22 protein-coding genes are annotated in these 24,918 nt (G+C 45.0%); 14 read left to right on the top strand and 8 right to left on the bottom strand.

Translation table 11 applies throughout. The features are described 5' to 3' along the window. The first annotated feature begins 244 nt into the window (after positions 1–244). The 4 genes from KFE26_RS12590 to KFE26_RS12605 all read left to right on the top strand — a co-directional run bounded on the left by KFE26_RS12590 (position 245) and on the right by KFE26_RS12605 (position 3,094). Entirely contained in the window at positions 245–1,102 is an 858-nt protein-coding gene (locus tag KFE26_RS12590; protein WP_212600595.1) for a hypothetical protein, read from the top strand. A gap of 889 nt (positions 1,103–1,991) precedes the next feature. After that, positions 1,992–2,315: a DUF883 C-terminal domain-containing protein gene (locus KFE26_RS12595; RefSeq protein WP_212600596.1), complete on the top strand. Its 324-nt coding sequence runs from the start codon at positions 1,992–1,994 to the stop codon at positions 2,313–2,315. 9 nt (positions 2,316–2,324) lie between these two features. Next, entirely contained in the window at positions 2,325–2,828 is a 504-nt protein-coding gene (locus KFE26_RS12600; RefSeq protein ID WP_212600597.1) for a hypothetical protein, read from the top strand. Positions 2,829–2,839: 11 nt separating this feature from the next. Next, complete coding sequence (locus KFE26_RS12605; protein WP_113941445.1) at positions 2,840–3,094, top strand: hypothetical protein; 255 nt, start codon at positions 2,840–2,842, stop codon at positions 3,092–3,094. A 27-nt stretch (positions 3,095–3,121) separates the two neighbouring features. On the opposite strand, the gene KFE26_RS12610 is transcribed toward KFE26_RS12605, so the two are convergent. Continuing rightward, positions 3,122–3,748 (bottom strand): TetR/AcrR family transcriptional regulator, encoded by a 627-nt coding sequence (locus tag KFE26_RS12610; RefSeq protein ID WP_212600598.1) that lies wholly within the window; start codon positions 3,746–3,748, stop codon positions 3,122–3,124. 238 nt (positions 3,749–3,986) lie between these two features. Here KFE26_RS12610 and KFE26_RS12615 point away from each other — a divergent pair, with 238 nt between their 5' ends. After that, complete coding sequence (locus KFE26_RS12615; protein WP_212600599.1) at positions 3,987–4,691, top strand: DJ-1/PfpI family protein; 705 nt, start codon at positions 3,987–3,989, stop codon at positions 4,689–4,691. A 65-nt stretch (positions 4,692–4,756) separates the two neighbouring features. On the opposite strand, the gene KFE26_RS12620 is transcribed toward KFE26_RS12615, so the two are convergent. Continuing rightward, positions 4,757–6,403 (bottom strand): hypothetical protein, encoded by a 1,647-nt coding sequence (locus KFE26_RS12620; RefSeq protein WP_212600600.1) that lies wholly within the window; start codon positions 6,401–6,403, stop codon positions 4,757–4,759. A 191-nt stretch (positions 6,404–6,594) separates the two neighbouring features. Continuing rightward, positions 6,595–7,815, bottom strand: a complete 1,221-nt coding sequence (locus KFE26_RS12625) for a threonine/serine exporter ThrE family protein (protein ID WP_105250515.1) — start codon at positions 7,813–7,815, stop codon at positions 6,595–6,597. Positions 7,816–7,972: 157 nt separating this feature from the next. On the opposite strand from KFE26_RS12625, the gene KFE26_RS12630 reads away from it, so the two are divergent. From KFE26_RS12630 to gntR, 3 genes are all read left to right on the top strand, one after another. After that, positions 7,973–8,383: an MAPEG family protein gene (locus KFE26_RS12630; protein WP_105250514.1), complete on the top strand. Its 411-nt coding sequence runs from the start codon at positions 7,973–7,975 to the stop codon at positions 8,381–8,383. A gap of 215 nt (positions 8,384–8,598) precedes the next feature. Continuing rightward, positions 8,599–11,034: a YgiQ family radical SAM protein gene (locus tag KFE26_RS12635; RefSeq protein ID WP_212600601.1), complete on the top strand. Its 2,436-nt coding sequence runs from the start codon at positions 8,599–8,601 to the stop codon at positions 11,032–11,034. Between the two features lie 222 nt (positions 11,035–11,256). After that, complete coding sequence (gene gntR, locus KFE26_RS12640) at positions 11,257–12,255, top strand: gluconate operon transcriptional repressor GntR (protein WP_212600602.1); 999 nt, start codon at positions 11,257–11,259, stop codon at positions 12,253–12,255. A gap of 53 nt (positions 12,256–12,308) precedes the next feature. Here gntR and gntU read toward each other — a convergent pair whose 3' ends face one another. Then, on the bottom strand, positions 12,309–13,652 hold the full coding sequence (gntU, locus tag KFE26_RS12645) for a gluconate transporter (RefSeq protein ID WP_105250511.1): 1,344 nt from the start codon (positions 13,650–13,652) through the stop codon (positions 12,309–12,311). A gap of 85 nt (positions 13,653–13,737) precedes the next feature. On the opposite strand from gntU, the gene KFE26_RS12650 reads away from it, so the two are divergent. Next, positions 13,738–14,298: a gluconokinase gene (locus KFE26_RS12650; RefSeq protein ID WP_198573232.1), complete on the top strand. Its 561-nt coding sequence runs from the start codon at positions 13,738–13,740 to the stop codon at positions 14,296–14,298. Positions 14,299–14,752: 454 nt separating this feature from the next. On the opposite strand, the gene KFE26_RS12655 is transcribed toward KFE26_RS12650, so the two are convergent. The 4 genes from KFE26_RS12655 to speFL all read right to left on the bottom strand — a co-directional run bounded on the left by KFE26_RS12655 (position 14,753) and on the right by speFL (position 20,038). Beyond that, entirely contained in the window at positions 14,753–15,907 is a 1,155-nt protein-coding gene (locus KFE26_RS12655) for a porin (RefSeq protein ID WP_198573233.1), read from the bottom strand. A 124-nt stretch (positions 15,908–16,031) separates the two neighbouring features. Beyond that, positions 16,032–17,351, bottom strand: a complete 1,320-nt coding sequence (gene potE / locus KFE26_RS12660) for a putrescine-ornithine antiporter (RefSeq protein ID WP_105250509.1) — start codon at positions 17,349–17,351, stop codon at positions 16,032–16,034. Between the two features lie 86 nt (positions 17,352–17,437). Beyond that, a complete protein-coding gene (gene speF, locus KFE26_RS12665) occupies positions 17,438–19,600 on the bottom strand; it encodes an ornithine decarboxylase SpeF (RefSeq protein ID WP_212600603.1) in 2,163 nt (720 codons plus the stop codon). Positions 19,601–19,921: 321 nt separating this feature from the next. Further along, positions 19,922–20,038, bottom strand: a complete 117-nt coding sequence (gene speFL / locus KFE26_RS24410; protein WP_100199882.1) for a leader peptide SpeFL — start codon at positions 20,036–20,038, stop codon at positions 19,922–19,924. Positions 20,039–20,508: 470 nt separating this feature from the next. Between speFL and KFE26_RS12675 the strand changes: the two genes are divergently transcribed. The 5 genes from KFE26_RS12675 to KFE26_RS12695 all read left to right on the top strand — a co-directional run bounded on the left by KFE26_RS12675 (position 20,509) and on the right by KFE26_RS12695 (position 24,865). After that, a complete protein-coding gene (locus KFE26_RS12675) occupies positions 20,509–21,051 on the top strand; it encodes a YbhB/YbcL family Raf kinase inhibitor-like protein (protein WP_173248074.1) in 543 nt (180 codons plus the stop codon). A gap of 24 nt (positions 21,052–21,075) precedes the next feature. Next, positions 21,076–21,834, top strand: a complete 759-nt coding sequence (locus tag KFE26_RS12680; protein ID WP_212600604.1) for a helix-turn-helix transcriptional regulator — start codon at positions 21,076–21,078, stop codon at positions 21,832–21,834. A gap of 49 nt (positions 21,835–21,883) precedes the next feature. Continuing rightward, the gene (locus KFE26_RS12685) at positions 21,884–22,234 is read left to right on the top strand and encodes a YkvA family protein (RefSeq protein WP_113941434.1); all 351 of its coding nucleotides are present in this window, start codon (positions 21,884–21,886) and stop codon (positions 22,232–22,234) included. 193 nt (positions 22,235–22,427) lie between these two features. Further along, positions 22,428–23,825: a hypothetical protein gene (locus KFE26_RS12690; protein ID WP_198573237.1), complete on the top strand. Its 1,398-nt coding sequence runs from the start codon at positions 22,428–22,430 to the stop codon at positions 23,823–23,825. Positions 23,826–23,827: 2 nt separating this feature from the next. Further along, on the top strand, positions 23,828–24,865 hold the full coding sequence (locus KFE26_RS12695; RefSeq protein ID WP_212600605.1) for an acyltransferase: 1,038 nt from the start codon (positions 23,828–23,830) through the stop codon (positions 24,863–24,865). Positions 24,866–24,918 lie beyond the last annotated feature (53 nt).

Here is a 24,918-nt window from a genome sequence, read left to right on the forward strand (position 1 = left end):
CCAGCTTAAAGCTTTCAAATGACACCCTACGGGCAAGCTTTAAGTTAGGAGAAGAACCTGAGCTAAATGATGAATTACCAGAACTGATCGTTAGAGAGATGCTGCAAGAAGAAATAGATGAGATTAAAGCAGAGCAGAAAAGTATTGTGAGCGCTTAAATAAAAAAACCTCCGGCAAGAGGTTCTTTTTCAATAACAACAATTTACAGAAGTATTATAACACTGTGGACATAAGAAAAAAAGCATTGACTATCGGTAAAGCCGATGAAAAAACTATCCTCAAAATTCATGCAATGAGTGCAGGATTTCAAGAGAAACACAAACGAAAATCCTTTAGTACAAAGCAGAACAACTACGCTTCAAAGATTCATAATGAGAGCCAAAAAATACTTTCAAATGAAGAGTTGAAAGACACTCCAACTCAGTCATTTTCGGAAGTTTTCTCGAAATTTTGTCAAGAGTTTTCGCCAAAAAAACAGACTCAACTTGTTGAGATGGTAGAGCATTTCTTTGCAAGTGCAGAGCGAAGTGTTCAACACCTTGTAGTTAAAACTAAGAATGGATTAGTTAGGTGTAAGTTACCTGTATGGAAATCCCTCCCAACAGTAATTCGGTATACTATTTACACCCTATCTTTTAGGTTTAAAACAGAGCACATGTATTCTTTTAGTTTAAACATGGGAAGGGAACTCAATTCACAGATTACCGTTAATAACCCTTCTGACTGGATGGATAGGATAGCCAAGAGGATTAACTACCATCTAGGTAAGACAACATGCAAAGATTTGAAACTCTGGTTCTCTATTGAGTATTCAGATACAGAGGATATTGGCTATCACCTACACGGTTTTATTGCTTGGAATGATGAGAAGAAAGCAACTGTACGGCAAGCTATGAAAAGAGCCGTTGGTGAGTGGGAAACAGAGAAGCAGTTTCAGCTAAAGCTCAAGCTAAATTGGCGGACTCTACGAATCGCGATTATCCAATCATATTATGCCTTGAAGTTCCCGTATGGACTTTACGCTAATCATCTAGTTAAGAGAGAAGCCCGAATGTATTACAACGAAATAAGAGATGGTGTGAAAGCTACTTTAGCAGATTAATAATTCTTAAGCGTCTATCTGCCAATCACCGGATAGACGCTTCAATCCTCGTAATGTAGTGGTCAAGCAAAATCAATCACTCCAGCACAGCTCTAAAACCCTATCTAAAGCAACAAAACACGCTGAATGTAACCTAGGGTATTAAAGGTATAGATTCATCGCTGTGAACGTTTCCTATGAGATTTGGTCTATTACTAAAGAAGTGGATGTTATGGGGCGCGGTAACAGTAACAAAGCATCCATTAACTGAACTCAATAGGAATGAGAAGTCCTAGAAAAAAAGCGCTTCCCTAAAGCCACCCGTTTCATTGTTTTTGGAGTATTTTTTGAAAATTCACACCAAAAACACACCAATTAAATACTCGTTTGAAAAATCCTTACTATCCGGTAGTCTGGTTTTTGTGTGCTACATTTTGTGCCACAAACTGAGACACAAAAGATTGTAAAGCACCCTTAACCCTTACCATTACTGAACAGATTCCGCTGCGAGGAGTCGGCTTATCGGCCAACTCACCTCATTCAACAAAAAGCCCGTTTGTCGTAATGACAAACGGGCTTTTTGTTTTTTAATTTATACAGTAATGATAAATTTTATTTGATTAACTCATTAAAAAATAAGAGTTATCTCGTTCTCCCGTCCCTTCAGTCTATCGCTTATTTAGCTTTCAGTTTAGCCGCCATTACAGCTATTTTTAGTCCTTCTTCGTCGCAGGTAAAAATTACTCAATGCAGGTAACATCTACCGTTAACTGAGAGAGTTAATAGAAATAAAGTAGTTATAACATTTTGTTTTTATGCGTTTATATTTTTTGGTATAGCCATTGCATTGGTTTGTATGCAAAGTGCAGCATCTTGTTGCATTGCACAGTGTTCACCAAGGAGGCTTTCTATGGCCAGTTCAAAAAGCGTAGCAGAACAAACTAACAGTAAAGATAGCGGTGCTTTAAATTCACCCACAACAGCGAAAGCAACTGAAGTGACGCACCATGCTGTTGATGCAGTGGCAGAGAAAGCCTCAGTTGCAGAAGACACTTTGCGTAAAACGGCGGCTAGCTCACAGGAAACTCTGGCGCTCAAGCAGGAGGAAATCAAATTACAGCTGCAAAGTTCTTATAGCAAAACCCGTGAGTTGGCAGCGCAAAATCCATTGGCTACTGCTGGGATTGCCTTTGCCGCTGGCGTGGTATTAACGGCTTTATTGCGCCGTCGCTAAGGTGGATTTATGCAAAACCGTGCAAGGTCAGAGGCGCCAGAACAAAGGCCCGTCCAGCATAGTACGCAAACCGCCAAAACTGGGCAGACAGCATCAGCTGCTGCCCAGCATAAAGTTATTGATCAGGCAATGGAGCAACTGGCTGAAATAGCTGTTCTTAGCAGTTCAGTGAAGCAAGCCTATCTCGAGCAGTTGAAGTTGGCTGGGAAAATAGCAACGGCAGAATGGCGGTTAACAGGGCGTAGCCTGATTATCGCTGCGGCTTTAGTCGTCTGTTTTGGTACTGGCATTACGTTATTCTGGGGCAGTATTTTATTGCTGCTGGGCTATATGCTGTTTCAATTGAGCGGTTCGTTATTGGCCACAGTGAGCGCTTTGGTGGTGCTACAGTTTGTTTTATTGCTTTGGTGTTGGCGTAGTCTTGGCTATGTGCTGTCACAAACTGGCTTTTCGAAGACTTGGCAGCAATTACAGCTTTTGCTCTCGACTCGAGAGTCGGAACATCAAAAATAGGGGGCGCGAGTATGCTAATTCAACAGTTACTTAAAAAACAGCAGTTGAAGCTGACTGTGCTGACGGAACAAGGCCAGTTGCAGCATGATTTGTTACTGATGAGGAAACGACAATTAGCGCAAAGCAGTCGTGATTTTATAGGGTCGACACCAGGTTTAATCGTCAGTTTTAGCCTTGGCTGCCTGTTTCAAATGCGCCACAACAGCACTGTAAAACTACTGCGTAGCACTTTTGGTTTGCGTTGGATTACCAAACTCATCGCTTGAGAATGTGTAAATGCTGTGATTTCTACCTTAATGATTTCCATTGGTGTGGGTTTCGCTGCTATTAGTTGTCGTCAATGCCGCTACAATTATGCCTCGAGTCAGTAAGTGTAAGTATTTTGCTTGTTGTGTAGGACAAGGTGTGGGACTGGCGATAAGCTGTTGAATTTGGCTTAAATAAAGAGCTGCTATGCTATGGGCTAATGTGTAGCTTGGAATAATAAATTCGTCAGTGTTGAAGGTGTTGATCAATTTATTTTCGATATGTTGCACAAGTTTAGTTTGTAATTGTTTAGTTGCTGCATCGAGGTCGCTACCTAATCTAAATGACATGGAACGGCGAAACATGCTGTTTCGGCTAAAAGTAATAAGCAGTTTTTCCAATGAGGGTGGTGTGTTAGTTGAAAGCCAGTCTTCGGCTGACTGAAGATCTGCGAATATATCTTCAAAAATATTTTGATGTAGTGCAATAAGAATATCCAGCTTGCGTTTGAAGTAGCGATAAAACGTCGTGCGTCCGACATCGGCTTTGTGCGCAATATCTGCCACTGCAATATCACGATAATCTTGTTGTTTAAGCATTTCCTTGAAAACGTGGAGAACCTTGAGCATCGCTCGCGGGCTTTGTTCTATGCGCATGTGGGGCTTGGTGTGCATACTGGATTTTGCTCCAAATTCAATTCAGGCGTTTGATTATACATTAGCCTCAATGGCTCTTGTGTTGTGATTTTTGCTTAAGTGGAACAGATAGGCTCAGGTGTACCATTTGAAACATTCGGGCGAGTTTGTGCCTGATGGTTAGGAATAATGGGCTTTATAGTGATGGTCATAGGGTTAACTGCAACGACAGTGTTACCTGAAATATGAAATTGTCACTACCGATGGAGAATCTGTGATGAGTGAAAATATTGAAGCGGCTCAAAGTGATAAAACAAATCATCCAATCAAGCACAAATTAAGAGTAGGTATTTTCCTTTATCCCGGCATGACGATGCTCGATGCCTATGGGCCACTACAGTTTTTAGCCTTTGTGCCATCATTTGAAACCTTCACTTTTGCGAAAACCAGCACGCTATTACCCTGTGATGCGGGCGTTAACTTACAACCTAATTACGATTTCGATAATTGTCCGCCGATAGATATCCTTTTAGTGCCTGGGAGCGCAAATCCTTTGGCGCAAATACAGGATGAGCAAGTCATTTCTTTCTTAAAACGCAAGGGGGAGCAAGCGCAATACATTACATCTGTATGCACTGGTGCCTTGATTCTTGCGGCAACAGGTTTACTTAATGGTTATCGCACGACCACTCACTGGGCTTATGCTTCAGTGTTGGCACAATATCCTCAAATTACCTTTGAAAATAAACGTATTGTGATTGACCGTAATCGGATCAGTGGCGGCGGTATTACTGCAGGGCTCGATTTTGCTTTGGCACTCATTGCCCATATAGAGGGTGAACAACAGGCTAAAACACTGCAGTTATTGTTTGAATATGATCCTAAACCTCCCTTTAATTGTGGCTCACCTATATTGGCTGATGCTCTTTTGGTACAGAGGATTGAGCAGGAGGTTAGGCTGATAGCGCCAGGATTATTTTAGGCCACAAGGCGTCAAGGATTGTCTTAAAAAGTACATAGTTCATACGATTATTATGTACCTTAGGTTTAAAAACTGCTTTTCACTAGGAATCGCCATTCCCAGCTGTTTACTGACTCGCCGCCCGTATAAGGGAGTGAAAAATCAATATGGGCTACGTTGCCATAGCTGGATCGAGAGGAATAAATCCGCGCGCCTATGCCTATGCTACCCAGTGGACCGCTGACTTCGTTATTCTCGGCGAGTTGGCCGCCGGAGGCTTGACCCAGATCGGCAAAGACTGCCCAGCCTAATTCAGCCAGTTGGTATAAGTTGATATTGGGGTAATTGCGTATCTCGGCGGTCAGTAACCACTGATTATCCCCTTGTTGGTATTCGTTTGGATAACCGCGCACGCCAGTTTCATCCCCTAATCCTTTTGTTAGATCCAGATAAGTATTTTGTGAAAGGCTAGCCCAAGCTTTGCCATAAGCCGTCCACTTAGGATGAATTTGATAGAAGTATTCGGCTTGAATATCAACCTTATAAGTATCTTTTTGGGTGGTGCCGATAGTGCTTGTCCCCCCCATTTCTAACAGCCACAGTTGATCGTCAAACTTATACCCGCCAGTACTTTGCCAGTTAACGTGGTAGCCTAAGGGGTTATTATCACCTATGTCATTGGTTTCTATGCCGAATTGTACGTAGTGATGCCAACCTAAGTTAAAGTCTTCATTGTTGGTGATCAGGTGAACATTATTCAGTACGTGGAAATCATCTTCGATAAACTCGTAGGCGACCCAAGGGTACATAAAGTCCCTGTCTTGAGGGATCATGGAAGTAGGATAGCGCTCAGAATGGGCAAACTCGTGCTTGTCTTGGGTGACACCGGTAATAAAGCGAGAAAGGTGCTGACTGTTTTTATTAATTAACCAGCCGTATTGCAGATTGAGATAGTCGACTGTGTGTGTGAACTCATTCACCTCTTGCCCATTTTGTCTGAGGGTATCTGTACGGTTATCGTCTAAAAACTCTGCCGAATACATGGTACTCGTATTGAGGGAATAGAAGGGCTTACTCACATAAACGTGTTTAGCTTGGCCGTCGCTATTGTCGTAGAACTCAGCGGCAACTGTGCCGTGTTCAATAATGCTGAGCGGCGCTTCGAAAGCAAATTTATAGCCATTCCGAGATTCATTGGATTGATATTTAAGTCGAGTGCGGATCCCCGTTCCAAGCAAGTTGTCTTCTTTGAGCCCGAAGGAGTAACGTGTGTCGCCACCTGAACTACTCAAACTCGCTGTCGGTAATAATGACCAATTATCCCAGGTCTCTACCACCACGGACTCAACGGATGGATCGACATCGGCTTGGGGATCTTTTTCTGCGATATAAATTTTCGCATCGCGAATGTAAGGCATTGCCCGCAAAAGTCGTTGGGATTCGTCGAGATCTTTTTGTGTGACAGTATCATTTTCGCTGAAGGTCAGGTTATCGAGAACCACATATTCTTTGGTATTGATATGCAGGGCGTTAGCCCAGCGGTGAATGAAAAAAGCATCGGGATCGGATTCATCGAAAATGGGGTTGTTGACCACCACAATCTTGCTGACTTTTTGTTTTGTTTGATCTTGGTTTGCGGGATCGGCGAGCTTAGCCTCTTCTGCTTGGGCAACCCTGATTAGGTTGCCAACACAACAAGATAGGATGCATGCATACTGAAAAAATTTCTGCATAAAAGGCCACTCCCATGAAATCGACGACTGCAGCGAAAACAATTTCACGTTGCAATTCACAATTTAATAACACATGGAAAACGAGTGTTAGTCAAGGAAACATTTTAATAAGTTTCTTATTTTACTTAAGGTTAGCTTAAGATTATCTTGAGGTAGCGGCTGGGCGCGGGCTCCAGCCGGATTAGCGATTGTTACAGTGTACGCCTAGGTGGGACAGCGACGTTAGCAAAGATGAGCCCCGCAATCAGCGACATAAAAATCAAAAAGATTTGCGAGCCTATGTGCGACTGATTGAGCATGGTCTCACCTGAGATCAGTGCATTGAGTCCGATATAGGTTTTACTGCCGGGGACTAAGATCACTATTCCCTGCAACAGGGCGATGGAGGCTGGCGCCTTCATCCAGCGGGCGAAGAGGTTAGAATAAATTCCTACTGCCAAGGCACCAAAGAAGATCCCCACCGAATCACCAAAATAATGTCCGCCGAGCATGGCTGAGAAAAACGCCACTATCCCAGCCAATACGCCCCAAGGCGAATCTTGCATCCGTGCTTTGAAGATAAAAACCAGCGCCATAGATAGAATCGGAACCGCCGACCATATCGCCCAGCGAGGTAAACCCTCAGGTTCTATGTGAATCGCTTCGCCGAACATAGCTTTACCGATTGCCATGCCGAGCACTGCGCCAAAGTACAGCTTAAATAATTGCATGCTCGCATCCATGATGCGCGCCGTGCCAGAAATTAAATCCCGTGCGGCGAGTTCGGCTAAACCTAAGGTTAAGGCTAAGCCGGGAATAAAAATAATAATGGAGGAGAGGATCACTACTGGGATATTAATATTTGGATCGATACGCGCTATGCCACAGGCTGCGATGGCGCAAAGGATAGTGGCGAAGGGTTCGAGCACTTCGGCCATGCGGGCCGAGCGTTCGGCACGGTATACCAAGCCATAGACGAATAAGCCTAATAATCCTGACCAAAATACATCGTTCCAACCCGTGCCCATCAGCATAGCGAAAGCGGCGGCAGAAGTTCCAAAAGAAAAGCAAGTTAATACAGGGCCATAGGGGTTGGGTTTATTGGCGATTTCTTCTAAGCGATCTAAGGCCTCGGCCAAAGTGCGTTTGCCTGAGGTTAACTCATCGACCAATTCATCGGTACGGGCGAGTGAGCCTAAATCGAGTTCACCGGGCTTAACTCGAGCGGCATGGTTATATTCTTGATCGGTATCATGTTGCAAAACGAAGGTCATCGACGTCGGAGAAATAAGGAAATAGCCTTCGATACCTAAGGTGCGAGCAACGGTTTGTAAGTGGGTTTCTAGACGATAAGCGGGTGTGCCAAACTTATGCAAGGCTTTGCCTAGCTTTATGATAAATCTGCGTTTTTCGATAAACTCGTCGTTATCCAATCGGGGTATTCACTGTATAAAAAGTTGTAGGGAATGACGCGCGCATATTAACCTATCTTGTCTATAAAAGGTTAATGGCTTTTAACCTTAATACAAATAAATTGCTGATTTTTTGCAGCTCGGGCTATAGTCAGCTTTTTGATAAGGGGAAATATGCATGTCTTTGATGGTAACGGGTCTTTACGCTAGCCTCACAGGGCTATTAATTGTCGCTTTGGCTTACCGAGTAGTGAAATTAAGGCGAGGTCAGAAAATCGGCCTAGGCGATGGTGGTAACAGCACCTTAGCTTTGGCTAATCGAGTACATGTTAACCTGATCGAAAATGCGCCTATCGTATTGATTTTAATGCTGGTGGCCGAAGCGGGTGGCTTGCCTGCATTTTATTTACACTGTTTTGGGACTGTGTGGATAGTGGCGCGCTTACTCCATGCTATTGGCTTAACTCAAGGCCAAGGTGGTTACCATTTTGGTCGTTTTTGGGGCGTATTGCTCACTTGGATAGTGATTATCAGTTTGGCGTTGGTGAATTTGTTGCATTTTGCTCAAGGTTTAGGAAAGGGTCTCTAGGCTCGCAGGTTTGGGCGGTCAATTCCGCCCTAAGCCATATCCATAGCGGATTTAGGGGTATTACGCTTCTGGCTCAAATACCCCTGAAAATGCCTCGATTGGTGTTTTTTTAATCGCATCTATCCTCCATTCCCTGCTATACTCCGCGTCCCTAAATTGGCGTAACTTATTTTCGTGGCGCCTTTATTTGACATTACGTTTTCGGGTCACAATCCATGCAAGTTGAATCCACACTCTTTAGTCATCCCAAGTATTGGGCCACGGGCGACAGCACTGCGCCTTTCTTACCTATGTCTCGCAAGGAGATGGATAAGCTTGGTTGGGATAGCTGTGACATTATCATAGTCACAGGCGACGCTTATGTGGATCACCCAAGCTTTGGCATGGCGGTGATCGGCCGTATGTTAGAGGCCCAAGGTTACCGAGTTGGGATTATTTCCCAGCCAGATTGGTCGAGCAAAGAAGCCTTTATGCAATTGGGCCGCCCGAATCTGTTTTTTGGCGTCACCGCCGGTAACATGGATTCGATGATTAACCGTTACACCGCCGATCGTCGTTTACGCTCCGACGATGCGTATACCGCGGGTGATATTGGTGGCAAGCGCCCAGATCGCGCCGTGACTGTGTACACCCAGCGCTGTAAAGAAGCCTTTAAAGATGTGCCTGTGATTATTGGTGGTATCGAAGCCAGTTTACGCCGTATCGCCCACTACGATTATTGGTCTGATAAAGTACGCCGCAGTGTGATTTTCGATGCCAAGGCCGACATTCTGATGTACGGCAACGCCGAGCGTCCTTTAGTCGAAGTGGCACGCCGCTTAGCTGCTGGTGAACCGATAAGCTCGTTGCATGATGTGCGTGGCACAGCTGTTATCCGTAAAGAGCCACTGCCCGAATGGCGCGGTATGGACTCGCGCAAGATTGACCAACTGCACAAGATAGAGCCGCTGCCGAATCCTTACGGCGCCGATGATGTGGGTTGTGCTAACTTGTCCGGCCCGTCGGATGTGAAGATATTCGATAACGAAGCCCCTAAGCCAATTAGCGTTCAGCCGCCTAAACCTAAGCCATGGGATAAAACCTATGTGCTGCTGCCAGCGTTTGAAAAAGTCTCTGAAGACAAATATTTATATGCCCATGCTTCACGGATTTTGCACCAAGAGCAAAACCCAGGTTGTGCCCGCGCGTTATTTCAACCCCATGGCGACCGCGCCGTTTGGGTGAATCCGCCCGCATGGCCGCTCAATACCGATGAGATGGATGCCGTATTCGATTTACCTTACCAGCGTATTCCTCATCCGATTTACGGCAAGGAAAAAATTCCTGCCTATGACATGATCAAGACGTCTATCAACATCATGCGTGGTTGCTTTGGTGGCTGTTCTTTCTGCTCGATTACCGAGCATGAAGGTCGAATCATTCAGAGTCGCTCACAAGAGTCGATTGTTAAAGAAATCAAAGATATTCAGGAAAAAGTGCCAGGCTTTACTGGGGTTATTTCCGATTTAGGCGGCCCAACCGCCAACATGTATCGTTTAGGTTGTACCAGCGAAAAGGCTGAAAAAACCTGTCGTCGTTTATCCTGTGTGTTTCCATCGATTTGCGGCCACTTAGGCACAGATCATAAACATACAATCGACTTGTATCGCGCTGCGCGTGCGGTACCTGGCATCAAGAAAGTATTGATTGCCTCTGGCGTGCGTTACGACTTGGCGATCGAAGATCCAGCTTATGTGAAAGAGTTAGTGCAGCATCACGTTGGTGGCTACTTAAAAATCGCCCCTGAGCATACCGAAGAAGGTCCGCTCAGCAAGATGATGAAACCCGGCATGGGCGCCTACGATAAGTTTAAAGAATTATTCGACAAGTTTTCGAAGGAAGCGGGCAAAGAGCAGTTCCTGATCCCTTACTTTATTTCGGCGCATCCGGGCACGACCGACGAAGACATGGTGAACTTAGCGCTGTGGTTGAAGGAGCGTAAGTTCAAGCTCGACCAAGTGCAGAACTTCTATCCGTCACCAATGGCGAATGCGACCACGATTTATCATACCGAGTTAAACTCGCTGAAAAACGTCAAGCATACTAGCGAAGTGGTATCAGTGCCGAAGAAAGGGCGTCAACGTCGTCTGCATAAAGCATTGCTGCGTTATCACGATCCTGCGGGTTGGCCATTGATCCGTGAAGGGTTAACCGCCATGGGGCGTGAAGACTTGATCGGTAATAGTCCGCATCAGTTAGTGCCACCAGAAGGTCGAAATGAGCGCGGACCTAAATGGATGAAAGATGCCAACCAAGGCCAAAAAGCCTTTACGCGCTTCTCGGGTAATCAATTTGATGACCGCAAGGGCGACGGTAAATCTAAAAGTGCAGCTAAAGGCGGCGCGCAAGCTCAGGCTGGTGCTGAATCAAAACCTGCCAGCAAAGGTGGAAAACCCGCCGCGAATGGCGCTAAGCCAACGGGATCTAAACCAACTGGCTCTAAACCTAGTGGAGCTCATTCGAGCCGTCCGGGAGCGAAAGCGCCCTTCGGCCAGTCTGGTTTTAAGGCCGGCGGCGCTCAAGCGAACAGCAGTGCTAAAGGCGGAAGCCCATCAAAAACGGGTGGCAAATCTGCAGGAAAGCCCTCTCAGGGGCGCCAACAGGCTAAGTAACACTTTTCGCCATCACAAATAATGTTCAAAGGCCGCTCCAGATATGAGTTTGGAGTGGCCTAGCTAGCATGGTCATTCCGCTAAAATAGTCCTCAACTGGTATCGCTGGGCGAACTATTATAAGATCCCTGTCTGATGTTTATGTCTACTATTTGTTTATATTCGATATTTTAGCTATACATCTCACCCATATCCGCGGTTCGTTAACTAACATTAGATATTATGAATAAAAAGCGTAGACCCAGTCTTCAAGACGTTGCCGATCAAGTTGGGGTCACCAAAATGACGGTGAGTCGCTATTTAAAAAATCCAACAAGGGTGGCGCAAAGCACTCAAGAGAAGATTGCTATCGCACTAGAAACCTTAGGTTATATTCCTAATCGCGCGCCGGAAATTTTAGCGCAAGCAACCAGTCGCGCCATTGGCGTGTTAGTGCCCTCGTTAACCAACCAAGTATTTGCTGAAGTGCTGCGCGGTATCGAGAATGTGACCGGCAAACGCGGTTATCAAACCATGCTGGCTCACTACGGGTATCAGGCCGAATTAGAAGAAGAGCGGGTGGCATCACTGCTCTCTTACAATATCGATGGCTTACTCTTGTCCGAAAGTTACCACACGCCGCGTACCGTGCGAATGATTGAAACGGCGGGCATTCCGGTCATCGAAATGATGGATAGCGTGTCGCCTTCGATTCAACAGTGTGTGGGTTTCGATAACACAGCGGCCGCATGCGAAATGGTTAAGGCCATGATTGCACAAGGCTATCGCCACATTGCCTACCTAGGCGCGCGCATGGATATTCGCACTCAGCTTAAGATGCGAGGCTACGAGTTAGCGATGCAGCAAGCTCGGCTTACACCTTTGGCGATGACCACAAATGAGGCCTCGTCGTTTTCCTTGGGGGCGTCGTTATTGCAACAAACATTAGCGAAATATCCCTATGTGGATAGCTTTTTTTGCACCAACGATGATTTGGCTGCGGGGGTGATATTTGAGTGTCAAAGACAAGGCATCAAGATCCCTGAACAAATTGGCGTTGCAGGGTTTCATGGCCATGATATTGGCCAATCTATGACGCCAAAATTGGCGAGCATTATTACGCCGAGAAAAGAGATTGGTCGAATTGCTGCCACTGAGCTATTAGACAGGCTAAATGGCAAAGAGATAGCAGAATCGGTTATCGACCTGGGCTATCGTATTGATTTAGGGGAAACACTGTAGACTTCCCCTCGTTCTTTCGCTTAACGACTTATGTTTGTCATCACAGGTTATCGTTAGAGAAACGCAGAGATGATGACTGCGACTATGCCGCCCGTCGTGCCGATAATGGTCTCCATTACAGTCCAAGTTTGCAGTGTTTGTTTTTCTGATAATCCAAGAAAACGGTTAGCGAGCCAGAAGCCTGAATCATTGACATGCGAGAGCACAATCGAACCACCGCCAATGGCAATCGTAATTGCCGCCAATTGAGCACCATCTAAGTTTAGTGGTTCAAGTATTGGGATGATAAGGCCGCAAGCCGTTAACATGGCCACGGTGGCCGACCCCTGGATCACGCGCACCGAAGCCGACAAAATAAATGCTAGTATTACAATCGGTAATCCCGAACCTGCCAACATATTGCCTAATGCATCGCCGACACCTGAGTCAATCAGCACTTGCTTAAACACGCCGCCAGCACCGGTGACGAGAATAATGATCCCAGCAGGTTGGAGCGCACTGCTACAGATTTCCATGATGCGCTCATTGGGAATATTGCGTCTAACGCCCAGTACATAGAATGCGATTAAACAGGCTAGCAAAATGGCGGTGAATGGATGACCTATCAAGGCGAGCCAATTATGCAGATCGGATTTTTCATCAATAAAGCGTGACACCACTGTCTTTAAACCGATAAGCAGCAGTGGGAATACCACAATACTGATTGATAGCGCGAATGAGGGGATTGGTCCACCTTCTCGTTCACCTTTTTCCTGCTGCTCGTGGGCAGGCAGCTCAACATGGACTTTTTGGGAGATGAGGCTGGCAAAGAGCGGGCCGCCTAGAATCATCGCCGGAATCGATGCCAATAAACCGAAGACTATCATGTAGCCAAAGTCGGCATTGAGCTGGGAAGCGACCAAAATAGGCCCCGGTGCAGGGATGAGAAATGCCTGACAGGTGGCAATACCCGCGAGCAGTGAAATACCAATTTTAACGACGCTGCCGCCCCCTTTACGAACCACGGCAAAGGCGATGCCAATCAGCAGTACCACAGCAACATCGAAGAAGAGAGGGAGCGCACAGATAAAGCCTGTAAAGGTCATGGCCCAGTGAGCTTTGTCGTTACCAAATTTATTCAGCAGTGTATGGGCTATCTGATCTAGCGCGCCAGTCTCTTCCATTACCCGGCCAAACATGGCACCCAAAGCGACCACAACCGCAACAAAGCCCAGTGTTCCCCCCATACCTTGTTGAATCGTATTGGTAATATCAGCTGGGTTCATACCAGAGAAAAGGCCGGCAATTATCGACACCAGTATCAGTGATACTACTGCATGTAATCTCACTTTCATCACTAAGAACAGTAGCAGGGCGATTGAACCCAGTGCTGTCAGAATCAATGACATATCAGACATAAGAGGACTTTTCCTTGTTAGTTAAGTTGTCCACATTTTTGTAGGTTACCGGTAACATGTTACCCGTAATATGGTAGAGTGGGAAGTGACTAAATTCGAGAATTGGCATGAGGTTAACAAAGTGACTGAGAGAAAAAAAGGCAATAGCTATGTGTTCATGGGCGTCTCTAGTTGTGGCAAATCTTCGATTGGTGCCGCGGTCGCAGAGGCTTTAGAGACGAAATTTATTGATGGTGATGATCTGCATCCTAGAGCCAATATTATCAAGATGAAATCTGGCTCACCGCTCAACGATAGCGATCGCGCTCCTTGGCTTGAGCGCATCAACGACGCTGTGTATAGCATTGAGCAAAAGGGGGAGCAGGGGGTTATTGTCTGCTCTGCACTGCGTCGCCAGTATCGTGATTTCATCCGTCAGAACAACAGCAAGCTGGTGTTCATTCATCTATACGGAGATTTTGAATTAGTCAAAGAACGCATGTTTGCCAGAAAAGCCCACTTCATGCCGATTGAGCTGCTCAAGAGTCAGTTCGACACGCTGGAAATGCCCGCGACCGATGAAGCTGATGTTATCCAAGTGAGCATAGATGGCACTTTCGAAGAAGTCGTACAACGCTGTATTCAGGCGATAAATGGCGAAGCATAGGTAAGTCATTGGATCTTAATGCGAGGCTTGGCTGCTTTATCATGATGTTGCAGATTAGTTTTTAAAGCGAAGAGGAATCGGGACGACAGTCGTTGGGATTTCAATTACCGCTGAAGATCGTGGCAAAGGTGGATCTAGCAGCTCATTATTGAAAAAAAGCCACTCCAGAAACTAACTTGGAGTGGCGTAGAGATAATGGTAAGCCTGCGGTACCATCCAATGAGTGTTACGGCGAGCGTTTGTAGACGGAACGTGCGCCGCACCTCAGCCCCAAATAAGCTCACGCATATGAGCGATGACGCGAGCTGCCTATCCTGCTAAACATGATTTAACTCAACATGTGATTAGAACTGTCACTAAAGACTGTTACTCAAAATCGTCCTGCTTCATGCGACTAAGCAATGCCAAAGTAGAATGAGCGCTTTAGAAACCTTAGCTAACATCTCCTTTAGTCCTAAAAAAAGTAGTTGATCCCCACTGCGAAGCTGTTGTCTTCCTGTGCTTCGAGTGCAGGATCATCCATATCACTGAAATCTAGCTTCATCTCGGCAAACATCACAGTGTCGTTACTGTAGCGATAATGCAGCCCCAGCATGGCAAATTGGCGAGTCCATTGACCTTGAATAGGCGTAGCTACATCTGTGTCTAAATCTAAATAACTGAGTACAACCATAGGCACAAAACCGTTGTCGAATTGATAGGCAGTCATCAACTCGGCACCAGTGGCGTCGTAGAGATCGCCGTTGACCAGTTCATTATTTTTACTTTGGTGAGCGTTAAAGCCCACATAGAGACCGCTGGCCTCACGTCCTTCGGCATAGTGGTAGTAGTCACCATACATGGCACCAATACCGATGATTTCATTGGTTTCATCGACTTGGGTATTACCTAAGTGGCCTTCAAAATCACCGCGGTTAAAGCCTGCGAGTAGCTTGAATTTGTCGGTTGCCGCATAAGTGATACTGGCGCCGTAGCTGCTGTCAAAACTCAGTTCTGAGTTGGTCATCTCGCTACCGTCATCGTTCTTTAGGCTGACATCACCATTGGTTTTGGCGGCATATTGCAGGGCGATTTGTACTGGGCCTAAATTATTACGGTAAATGAAGGCGGAATCGGCACGGCCTGTACCTGTGAGGCTGCCATCACCGAAGGTGTAAGCGCCAACGCTGTAACCTGCAAATACGTTCGGTAAATCTGTAGTGCCTGCGACATCGTAATAGGCGCCCCATTGTTTACCGAAACTCAGGTTGCCCCATGTATCATGGGACATGCCAACATAACCTAAGCGGTTATAGAGAAAATCATCGGTTTTTTCGGCGGCGAGTTTGCCCCCTTGCATCACTAGCCCATCGTCGCTGGAGACCATGTTGATCCCCCATTCTGTGGTAGCAAAAGCGGTCCAGCCATTTTTCTCGCTCCGTTCGAAGCTGAATCTTAGGCGTGACGAGTCGTCGATAACTGAAGTATCGTGGCTGTCATTTAATGCTGCAAACCCTAACCAACCTGTTAAATTTAATGTGTTTTTTTGATCTTTATAGAGTTCAACCGCCTGACTGCTGGTGGCCGTTAATAGCATAGGTAACACTAAAGCGAGACAAGTCTTATTCATAAATCCCCCGATAATGAGCAAGTATTCTCCAGGGGATCATAGGCTTGGCCTATGATCCCAGAGTTATCGTTAGTCTTGATGTGGATGTTGGTATTAATTGTTTCCGATCATGCGTTAGCCGTATTTAGGCTGGACGTGTGTCGGCAACAGGCGCTTGGTTTGAGATCACGCCGAAAATAGTCCAACCGAAGAAGGTGGCTATGGCGCCAAGCATCACTGCGGTTTCGCCAGAGCTGTACAGAGCGTAGAAGCTATATAACGCACCGATTACGGCGATCACGTTGGCAACGCGGGCTTTATTGATAGGCACTTTTTGCTGTCTTTGCATTATGCCAAGCGCGGCCATAGATAAGATATAAGGCACAATGTTGGTGACGACGGCGAGGTTAACGAGTGCTTCGAACTGCTTACTCAGTGATGGGCTAATGGTCATTAGAGATAATGCTGTTTGGATCGAGACGATAATAGTCATGCCCCAAATTGGCGCATCGGCTTTGCTGACTTTAGAGAAAATTTTAGGAAAAAATCCTTCATCGGCAGAGGCTTTAAACACTTGGGCAATAGTGAACTGCCAACCTAAGAGTGATCCAGTACAGGAGATAATGGCGCAGGCCATCACGATTTTACCGACCACAGGATTAAACATTTGTGCAAAGGCTAAACCGAATGGCGCATTTGACATGGCAAGCTCGGCATTTGGCACAATACCGGCAATGACGTTAGTGGAAACGATATAAATCACTGCTGCACCTAAGGTACCGCCCATCACGGCGATAGGTACGTTTTTTTCTGGGTTATCGACGGCTTCTGAGTTTGCACAGGCCGATTCTAAACCAAGGAACGCCCACAAAGTCATAGCGATAGAACCGCCTAACGCTTTGAAGAATGGCATATCATGCGGGTTCCATGCGCCTTTATAGAGGTCGATGTCAAACCAGAACCAACCAATTAAAGATACGCCAATCACAGGCAGAATAATCCCCCACACAGTCACGCTACTGACGCGACCCGTGATGCGGGCACCACCGAAGTTAGCAATGGTTGCCAACCAAAGTACGCCAATGGTCGCAAGACAAATTGCCATCGGGCTTAAGTTAACTTCGAGCAACACGGCTGCGTAACCCACGGCAGAGATGGCAATCGCGACGTTGGCGATTAACAGTGAGACGGCATAGGTGTAGTTGGCCATAAAGTTGCCTGAACGGCCGAAGGCATACTCGGCATAACCGCCCATACCACCGGATTTTTTACTGAACATACCGCACTTAGCAAAGGCGAAGGCGAGGGCCGTTGACCCTGCTGCTGTTACTAACCAAGATAAAATGGAGATAGTACCGACTTGAGCTAATTGGGTTGGCAGCATAATAATGCCCGAACCCATCATGTTGACTATGGTGATAATAGTTAATTGGACGACGCCAATTTTATTTTCTGATTTACTCATACTAATAACCTAATTTAGGTGACTTATTATAGGAGGCATGAATTTGACTGCAGAGTGGGGTTAATAAACTCTGCAGTCAGTCTTCATTATTTATTTAGTACATAGCCCATTGCTTGAATTTTGCCGTCTGCGGTATTTTCGAGATAAACACCTTGCAGTTCTGGTGAGAATCCAGGTAATAGGTTGATGCCTTCTTCAAGGGCAAGGAAATAACGCTGAACAGAACCGCCCCATATTTCACCTGGCACCATACATAACACGCCTGGTGGGTAAGGGAGTGCGCCTTCTGCTGCAATTCTTCCTTCAATTTGCGAGAGTGGGACTAATTCTACTTTGCCACGAATAAACTCTAGGTTTGCTTCCTGCGGGTCCATCACTTTTGTTGGGAAATGCGCTTTACGGAACATTTCTTTCTGCAGTTGTTTTACGTCATGGCTGACATAGAGATTGTGCATTTCTTGGCAGAGTTGACGGATAGAATAGTCTTTATAACGGGCTTTATTGGCGTTATAAACGTTAGGTAATACTTCAGATAATGGCGCATCTTCATCGACTAATTTCTCGAAACGAGATATTTGTGATACCAGATGTTGCATCTTGGCCATATCTTCAGCAGGTGTCATCAGGAATAAAATCGAATTCAAGTCGCACTTCTCTGGAATAATATTATTTTCCCGTAAGAAGTTAGCCAGAATAGTCGCTGGAATACCAAATTCGGTATATTTGCCAGTTTCAGCATCTATGCCCGGTGTTGTTAATAAGAACTTACAAGGGTCAACAAAGTATTGGCCTTTTTCATAACCTTCGAAGGAGTGCCATTTCTGACCAGGTTCGAATTCGAAGAAGCGTAAGTCATCGGCCATTTGTTCGGTTTCATAGTCTTGCCATAGGCGGCCGTCGATCATTGTTGGCACGAATGGTTTGATATATTTACACTTTTTGAGCAATAGCTTACGTGCTTCGATACCCGCTTTTACCGCTTCGCGCCACAGATAACGACCACTCGCGCCTTCATGCATTTTCGCGTTTACATCTAGCGCTGCAAATAAAGGATAGAAGGGACTGGTAGAGGCATGCATCATAAAGGCGTTGTTGAAGCGTTTATGGTTGCAATATCTATCTTGGCCTTTGATATGTTTATCTTTTTTATGGATTTGCGAGGTTTGTGAGAAACCCGCCTGCTGTTTATGTACCGACTGAGTTACGATAATGCCTGGATCTTCAGCTGTCAGTTCGAGCAAGAGTGGTGAGCAGTCATTCATCATAGGGATGAACTGTTCATAACCCACCCAAGCCGAGTCGAATAAGACGTAGTCACAAAGATGGCCAATTTTATCAATCACTTGGCGAGCATTGTAGATAGTGCCGTCATAGGTGCCGAGTTGGATTATCGCCAAGCGGAACGGGCGTTTTTCATCTGCTCTTTCTGGCGCGACTTCACGAATTTGCTCTCTTAAATAGGACTCTTGAAAACAGTGGGCATCAATGCCACCAATAAATCCGAAGGGATTACGTGCCGTTTCTAAATAAACAGGTGTAGCACCTGCTTGAATTAATGCGCCATGGTGGTTTGATTTGTGGTTATTGCGGTCGAATAACACGAGGTCGCCTTTCGCTAACAGCGCATTAGTCGCGACTTTATTTGATGACGAAGTGCCGTTAAGTACGAAATAGGTTTTATCGGCATTAAAAACTTTGGCAGCGTATTTCTGTGCTTCCAGTGGAGCGCCTTCATGGATCAGTAAATCACCCAGTTTCACGTCGGCATTACACATATCCGCGCGGAAAATTGTTTCGCCAAAAAAGTCGAAGAATTGGCGACCCACTGGGTGTTTACGGAAGAATTGTCCGCCTTGGTGACCAGGACAGGCAAAGGTAGAGTTACCCATTTCGACGTATTTTTTTAACGTACCGAAGAAAGGTGGCAATAGCGCTTGTTCATATTTACTTATTGCAGTCTCAACCTGTTTTCCGTAGAAGTCAGTGTTATCACCGCAGAGTTCAAATACCCCTGTAATCGATGAGCAAACATCATCAGGGAAGATTTCTTCACAGCAAACTGAAACGAAAATGGGCAGTTTCAATCCGGTGTTTTTAATCTTTTCAACAATACCATTTCTAACATCATCAACAGAGACGACAGCCGCGCCCACATCGCAAAAATCTGTGGTTAATACATTGACAACTTCTCTGTCGATATCGAAACAAGATCTAACAGATAAGCTAGCGGCTACTTTTAATGATTTCATAGTTAATTTCCCTTTTACTTTATAAAAAATAGATACAAGTGTGCCTATACCTAATTAAAAACATTAATGGTATGAAAATTAGATATAGCTATTCCGTGCGCAGATTAAATGTGGTTATGCCAATGTTACGAAATAAATATAAGTAGAAATATATTTATTGAGCGTATGAATAGCTTAGCCGCAGTAAAACTGCACTGATAAAAGAATGCTTTGATTAAGGTGTTAGATAATAAACCAAATGAAAACAGTACGATAAGTGTTTGCGCCTATTAGGGCAATAGCACTTTAGACCTGTTAATTGGCCTACTACCTACGCTAAGGTTAGCGGAGGAAGATAAAGGAGTGATCGAAATAGTCACGTTGACTAGGCATCATGATATGCCGTGTGCGCCTGATATGCGCCATAATTTTAGATTTCCTCTTCATATACGACTCCATTATGACTTAGAGAAAATGGTTAGGTTTTTATTACGTAATGAAGTTTATATGCGAGTTATAAATAAAATCATGACCTATGTCTTATTTTTAAATAATTAGCACGTCAATTTAACTTAAATTATCAATATTAAATGGAGTCAATCATGCTTAAGTATCTTTATCTAAATTATGAAAGTAAATATTGTCAGCATTATTTAAATAATATTATTTGCATAAAATATCTTATTTCAAATATCTAATCTTAATTTAAAGGCTGCTGTAATCATCATTCTGATTTATACCGCATTCCATATTTGCATTGTTATGCAGATATTTTCGTTACAAAATCATCTTTCTGCTTGAAAAATGCAAAAGTGATAACTTTTTTCTCACATTTGAGCATTTGGGGCAGAAAGTTGTCGTTTTAGGGCAGATGTTATTTTTTTGATTGACGTAAAGTGAGTCAGGTCGAACATGAATAGGAGATAGACATGAATAAAGGGTGGTTAGGGGCGAGTTTAGTGCTTGGGTTATTCGTTGGACAGGCAAGTGCTATGACATTAACGAGCAAAGATATGAGCGAGGGCAATAAACTGACATCGCAATTAGTGTTTAATGGCTTTGGTTGCCAAGGGGAAAATATTTCGCCGCAACTGACTTGGACTGACGTGCCCACAGGAACTAAAGCATTTGCAGTGACAGCTTATGATCCTGATGCACCAACGGGCAGCGGTTGGTGGCACTGGGCCGTATATAACTTACCCTTAGCGCAAACTTCGCTCGCACAAGGTGCGGGCTCGCATGTTGATGCACTGCCCAAAGGCGCCATTGCCTTGAAGAACGATTTTGGTACTACAAATTTTGGTGGCGCATGCCCGCCCCAAGGTCATGGCGTTCACAGGTATGAATTTACTGTGTGGGCATTACCCAGTGCTTTAGAATTGCCAAAGGACGCTAGCCCTGCCTTATTGGGCTTTATGCTCAGGGCACAAGCGCTCGGCAACGCCAAGTTGACTGCGGTATATAATCGATAATCCATTGATAATTAGGCTGGTGTCATGATCCGTATGTTTGAATATGATTCGAAGCAGGCACAATCTTTATCTCAAGTCCCTGTACATCAGCCGTCGATTATTCGGGTTATCTATGGTGAAAAGTCTCTGCTCTGGCAAGATGAATCTGTTTTAGTAGGCCAAGGGCAGTTACTGTTAATTCCTGCTGGTTCGCATATTAGTTTTGTTAATCGACCTTTTCTTGGGCGTTATCGGGCGGTGCAGTTATTACTCCCCCACGATTTACCCCAAGGTATTTTATCAAGCGCTACCGATTGGCGTGACCCTATGCCAGTCCAAAACGTATCACGCGCTGTGGACTTAGCTTGGAATGCGCTATTACAGAGTTTGACCTTGTCTCTGGCCGATCCTGTTCAACTGCATTATTTGGCCGCGTTACTGTTAAGTTTGCCGGATAAACGCAGTGTGAACTGGTTGTATGGACACACCCAACGCAGCGTGACTCAAGCGGCCTTGGCCTTGATGAGTGTGAGTCCTTCGGCATCATGGCAGCAGGAGGATATTGCCGACAAGTTACACATGAGCACGGCAAGCCTTAGGCGTAAATTGGCCTTAGAAGACACCAGTTTTAGGCAGTTACTGGTAGAAGTGCGGCTTTGTCATGGTTTAGCCATGTTGCAGAATTCGAGTGAGCCAGTATTACAAGTGGCTTTGGCCTGTGGTTATCAATCTGCGGAAAAGTTTTCCTTACGTTTTAAGCAACAATTTGGCCTGACCCCCGCGGCTTATCGTCGTACACTGTGAAGTGGCATGGGTGTATACCCAAACAACTTTAGGGTACTGGAGAAATATGATGGCGGATGAGCAATTTACTGACAGCGGATTTTGGAACAAGATCAAACTCTTTAGCCGTCAAGCAGGTAGAGAGGTCATCGAGCGGGCACTATGGCTTTATTATGCAGCGCAACAACCCAATACGCCTAAGTGGGCTAAGTCAGTCATCTACGGCGCGTTAGCGTATTTTATTTTGCCTTTAGATGCGATTCCCGATCTGACTCCTTTAGTTGGCTTTACCGATGATTTAGGTGCCCTTGCCGCTGCCCTGACTATGGTGACCTTATATATCGATGATGAAGTGAAATCCCTTGCGGCGGATAAACTCGCACTGTGGTTTGGAGATAAGCCGAGCGAACCTAAGACTTAAGCCTATAGCGAACGCAATCGCCTGAGTGATGCAAAATTGTGCTAAAAATATGATTTCATTAGGAGTCGTTGATTTGGTTTTGACTGAGATTTTCTGGGGTAAAAATATTTTTTTGCAAATGTTTCACTATTGCTTGATTGCGCTATATGCTAGCGCTGTTTTGTAAACCCCTTGTGTTTGTTTAGGCAGATAAATGAAAAATATTATGGTAGTGATCCTATGGCTTTTAGGTGTCTCTGCCGCTACCCCCGCGTTTGCCGATGAGGCCTCTCCGGAACAACTCGCCCGTCTTTACCTCGATTTTATGGCACAGAATAGTCGCCAGAGCGAAGCTTTGTGGCCCGGTTTTCGCCTTGAAGATAAAGTACACCTCTTTAGTTATGGTGGCAATGTCTGGCTTCGACAGCCTGGTGGCGAAATAATCCAAGATAACAGTGTGTTAGAGTCGGTCAATCTGCACTCGGGTCTATCGGTGAGTTTCGGCTTTCCACAATATAATGGCCAGCCAGGTGTATTGATCCAGCTCGAAGTGCCGAACATCCAATTTACTCGCGACACTAAGCCAACGGATTTAGCTTTTTTAATCTGGGCGAGCAATGGCTTGCATGAAGCCTTCCATTTTTATGCTCAATCCGAATGGCGAGTATTAGAAGACGGTAAGCGTTATGAGGGCGAGGTCTTTCCGCTCAACTTCGATGCTCGCTATTATCGTTTACAGTTATTTGATGCCTTAATGGCGGCGCTGGCACAACCTGAACAACAGTCATTACATCTTAGCTATGCAGCTTATTGGTTGCAGCAATGGCGCCAAATTGCGCCGAATGAAGATAGAGTCGGTTACATCAATGATCTCGTTGAAGGCAGCGCTAAGTATGTGGAATTGGTCGCTGGTGCGCGTGTATTGAGTCAAAATCAAACTTTACTTGGTTATCAGCAAATACTGACAAAATATGTGTATGACTATTATCAACAGCAGAAGATGTGGGTTGGTTGGACGGCTGAGGCGGCAAATATTGGCGCTCTGGCGGGCATATTGTTGGATAGCACTCAAGACCCTTATGTATGGAAAGAGTCGGTCATGTCGGGTATGTTGCCTGTGGATTTACTACTGAACCGCGTAAAGCCAGTATCCCCGTTAGACAAGAAAGACACTAAACAAAAGAAACAGCTGCAGGAGATGCTAGCGTATTACCCTGCCACTCAAGCAAAACTGTCTCAGTTGTTGTTGAATGTGCAGGATCCAAAAGTGCCGTTATTGGTTATGCCGAGCGTGAGCGATAGTAGCAGTTTTATTGATGTGGGTGACGTACGTTCTGGCTTTTATGTAGTGCCCTATCAAGAGGAAATGACTCAAGCTTATTTAGGGATGAGCGCGCAATTTAGTAACTTGTCAGTGAGTGGCAGTCCATTACTCGATGTTCCAGTACAAAATTTTTGTGAGGGCATTGAGGCGGCAACTCTGTTACCTTTAGCATTCCCCTTTCAGCGTGAGGGTCAGTATCTGGTATTCAACGAAGCGGAAGTCCATGGAACTATTAGGGTTTCTGCGAGTGTTGTTGATGGAAGAACCCTCTACTGTGCGATGAATTAATAATGAGAAAAAATCAGCTCGAATTTACCTACATGCGTGGCATTGCGATTATCTTTATCGTGCTTGGCCACAGTATTTACAACTCTGGTGAAGGTTTCCCGCTGTTGCTGGAAAATCTATTGCGTGGTGGCACGGCGTTATTTGTGTTTATCTCGGGATACTTTTTCCATCGCATTTTTTATAAGGATTTCGACTACAGCAAGTTTATGAAGAACAAAGTACAAAACGTACTTTATCCTTTTTTAGTTGTGTCATTGATTGGTCTATTTTGTTTGTGTTTGCGCTGGATATTTATGGAGCATCAGCCGCTCGATAATGTCTTGCTGAGTATTTTTTATACTGTGCGTAACGGTTATATTCTGTATCCGCACTGGTACATTCCCTTCATCATGGCGGTGTTTTTATTCTCGCCGATTTTTTTATGGTTTATCCGTTGCTCGCAGCAGATGCGTTGGACACTATTTGTACTGAGCTGTGTGGTAGCAATCCTATTGCATAGACCTATAGGTAACGTCAATTTCATCCACTCAGTTGTGTATTTTGTACCTTTCTACTTGATTGGTATTTTATATTCGCAAGATGAACATATTGTGACGCGCTTTGGCTCTATTTTCACCGCACTAGCGATGATTTTTTTAGTGGTGAGCTTAGTCGAACAAACTTACATAGTGCAGCATATTGGTAACTATCATAAGGCACCATTTGAGTACAACGGTATCGATTGGCAGTTTATTCAGAAACTTTGTTTATGTGTATTAGTACTGAATTTCTGTGAATGGTTGTCGGGACGAAGTCGTTTGCCTTGGTTAGTCGAAGTCGCTGAGATGAGTTTTGCAATTTTCTTTATTCATCCACTCTTCGATATGCTATTTAACACGGCTGCAACCGTAATGCGTTTCCGCTTTCCACCAGATTCTGCTGTGACTAGCGTGCTCTTTTCCGCTGGGATTTTCATTTTCATGATGGTAGGCAGTATTATGACGGCTCGCTTTATCAAAAAGCGTCTGGGTAATCGATCGCGTACTTATATCGGCTGGTAATCACTTTGGTTTATCATCACTAACACTAGGTGAAATTCAGTTTGAATTTATTT

It is taken from the genome of Shewanella sp. M16, assembly GCF_018224605.1.
GTDB classification, from domain to species: Bacteria; Pseudomonadota; Gammaproteobacteria; order Enterobacterales; family Shewanellaceae; genus Shewanella; species Shewanella oncorhynchi.

Bases quoted from the DNA above. Each gene is read 5' to 3' on its own strand.
- KFE26_RS12595 (WP_212600596.1), top strand. From the start codon at position 1,992: ATGGCCAGTTCAAAAAGCGTAGCAGAACAAACTAACAGTAAAGATAGC.
- KFE26_RS12600 (WP_212600597.1), top strand. From the start codon at position 2,325: ATGCAAAACCGTGCAAGGTCAGAGGCGCCAGAACAAAGGCCCGTCCAG.
- KFE26_RS12605 (WP_113941445.1), top strand. From the start codon at position 2,840: ATGCTAATTCAACAGTTACTTAAAAAACAGCAGTTGAAGCTGACTGTG.
- KFE26_RS12610 (WP_212600598.1), bottom strand. From the start codon at position 3,748: ATGCACACCAAGCCCCACATGCGCATAGAACAAAGCCCGCGAGCGATG.
- KFE26_RS12615 (WP_212600599.1), top strand. From the start codon at position 3,987: ATGAGTGAAAATATTGAAGCGGCTCAAAGTGATAAAACAAATCATCCA.
- KFE26_RS12620 (WP_212600600.1), bottom strand. From the start codon at position 6,403: ATGCAGAAATTTTTTCAGTATGCATGCATCCTATCTTGTTGTGTTGGC.
- KFE26_RS12630 (WP_105250514.1), top strand. From the start codon at position 7,973: ATGTCTTTGATGGTAACGGGTCTTTACGCTAGCCTCACAGGGCTATTA.
- KFE26_RS12635 (WP_212600601.1), top strand. From the start codon at position 8,599: ATGCAAGTTGAATCCACACTCTTTAGTCATCCCAAGTATTGGGCCACG.
- gntR (WP_212600602.1), top strand. From the start codon at position 11,257: ATGAATAAAAAGCGTAGACCCAGTCTTCAAGACGTTGCCGATCAAGTT.
- gntU (WP_105250511.1), bottom strand. From the start codon at position 13,652: ATGTCTGATATGTCATTGATTCTGACAGCACTGGGTTCAATCGCCCTG.
- KFE26_RS12655 (WP_198573233.1), bottom strand. From the start codon at position 15,907: ATGAATAAGACTTGTCTCGCTTTAGTGTTACCTATGCTATTAACGGCC.
- potE (WP_105250509.1), bottom strand. From the start codon at position 17,351: ATGAGTAAATCAGAAAATAAAATTGGCGTCGTCCAATTAACTATTATC.
- speF (WP_212600603.1), bottom strand. From the start codon at position 19,600: ATGAAATCATTAAAAGTAGCCGCTAGCTTATCTGTTAGATCTTGTTTC.
- speFL (WP_100199882.1), bottom strand. From the start codon at position 20,038: ATGGAGTCGTATATGAAGAGGAAATCTAAAATTATGGCGCATATCAGG.
- KFE26_RS12675 (WP_173248074.1), top strand. From the start codon at position 20,509: ATGAATAAAGGGTGGTTAGGGGCGAGTTTAGTGCTTGGGTTATTCGTT.
- KFE26_RS12680 (WP_212600604.1), top strand. From the start codon at position 21,076: ATGATCCGTATGTTTGAATATGATTCGAAGCAGGCACAATCTTTATCT.
- KFE26_RS12685 (WP_113941434.1), top strand. From the start codon at position 21,884: ATGGCGGATGAGCAATTTACTGACAGCGGATTTTGGAACAAGATCAAA.
- KFE26_RS12690 (WP_198573237.1), top strand. From the start codon at position 22,428: ATGAAAAATATTATGGTAGTGATCCTATGGCTTTTAGGTGTCTCTGCC.
- KFE26_RS12695 (WP_212600605.1), top strand. From the start codon at position 23,828: ATGAGAAAAAATCAGCTCGAATTTACCTACATGCGTGGCATTGCGATT.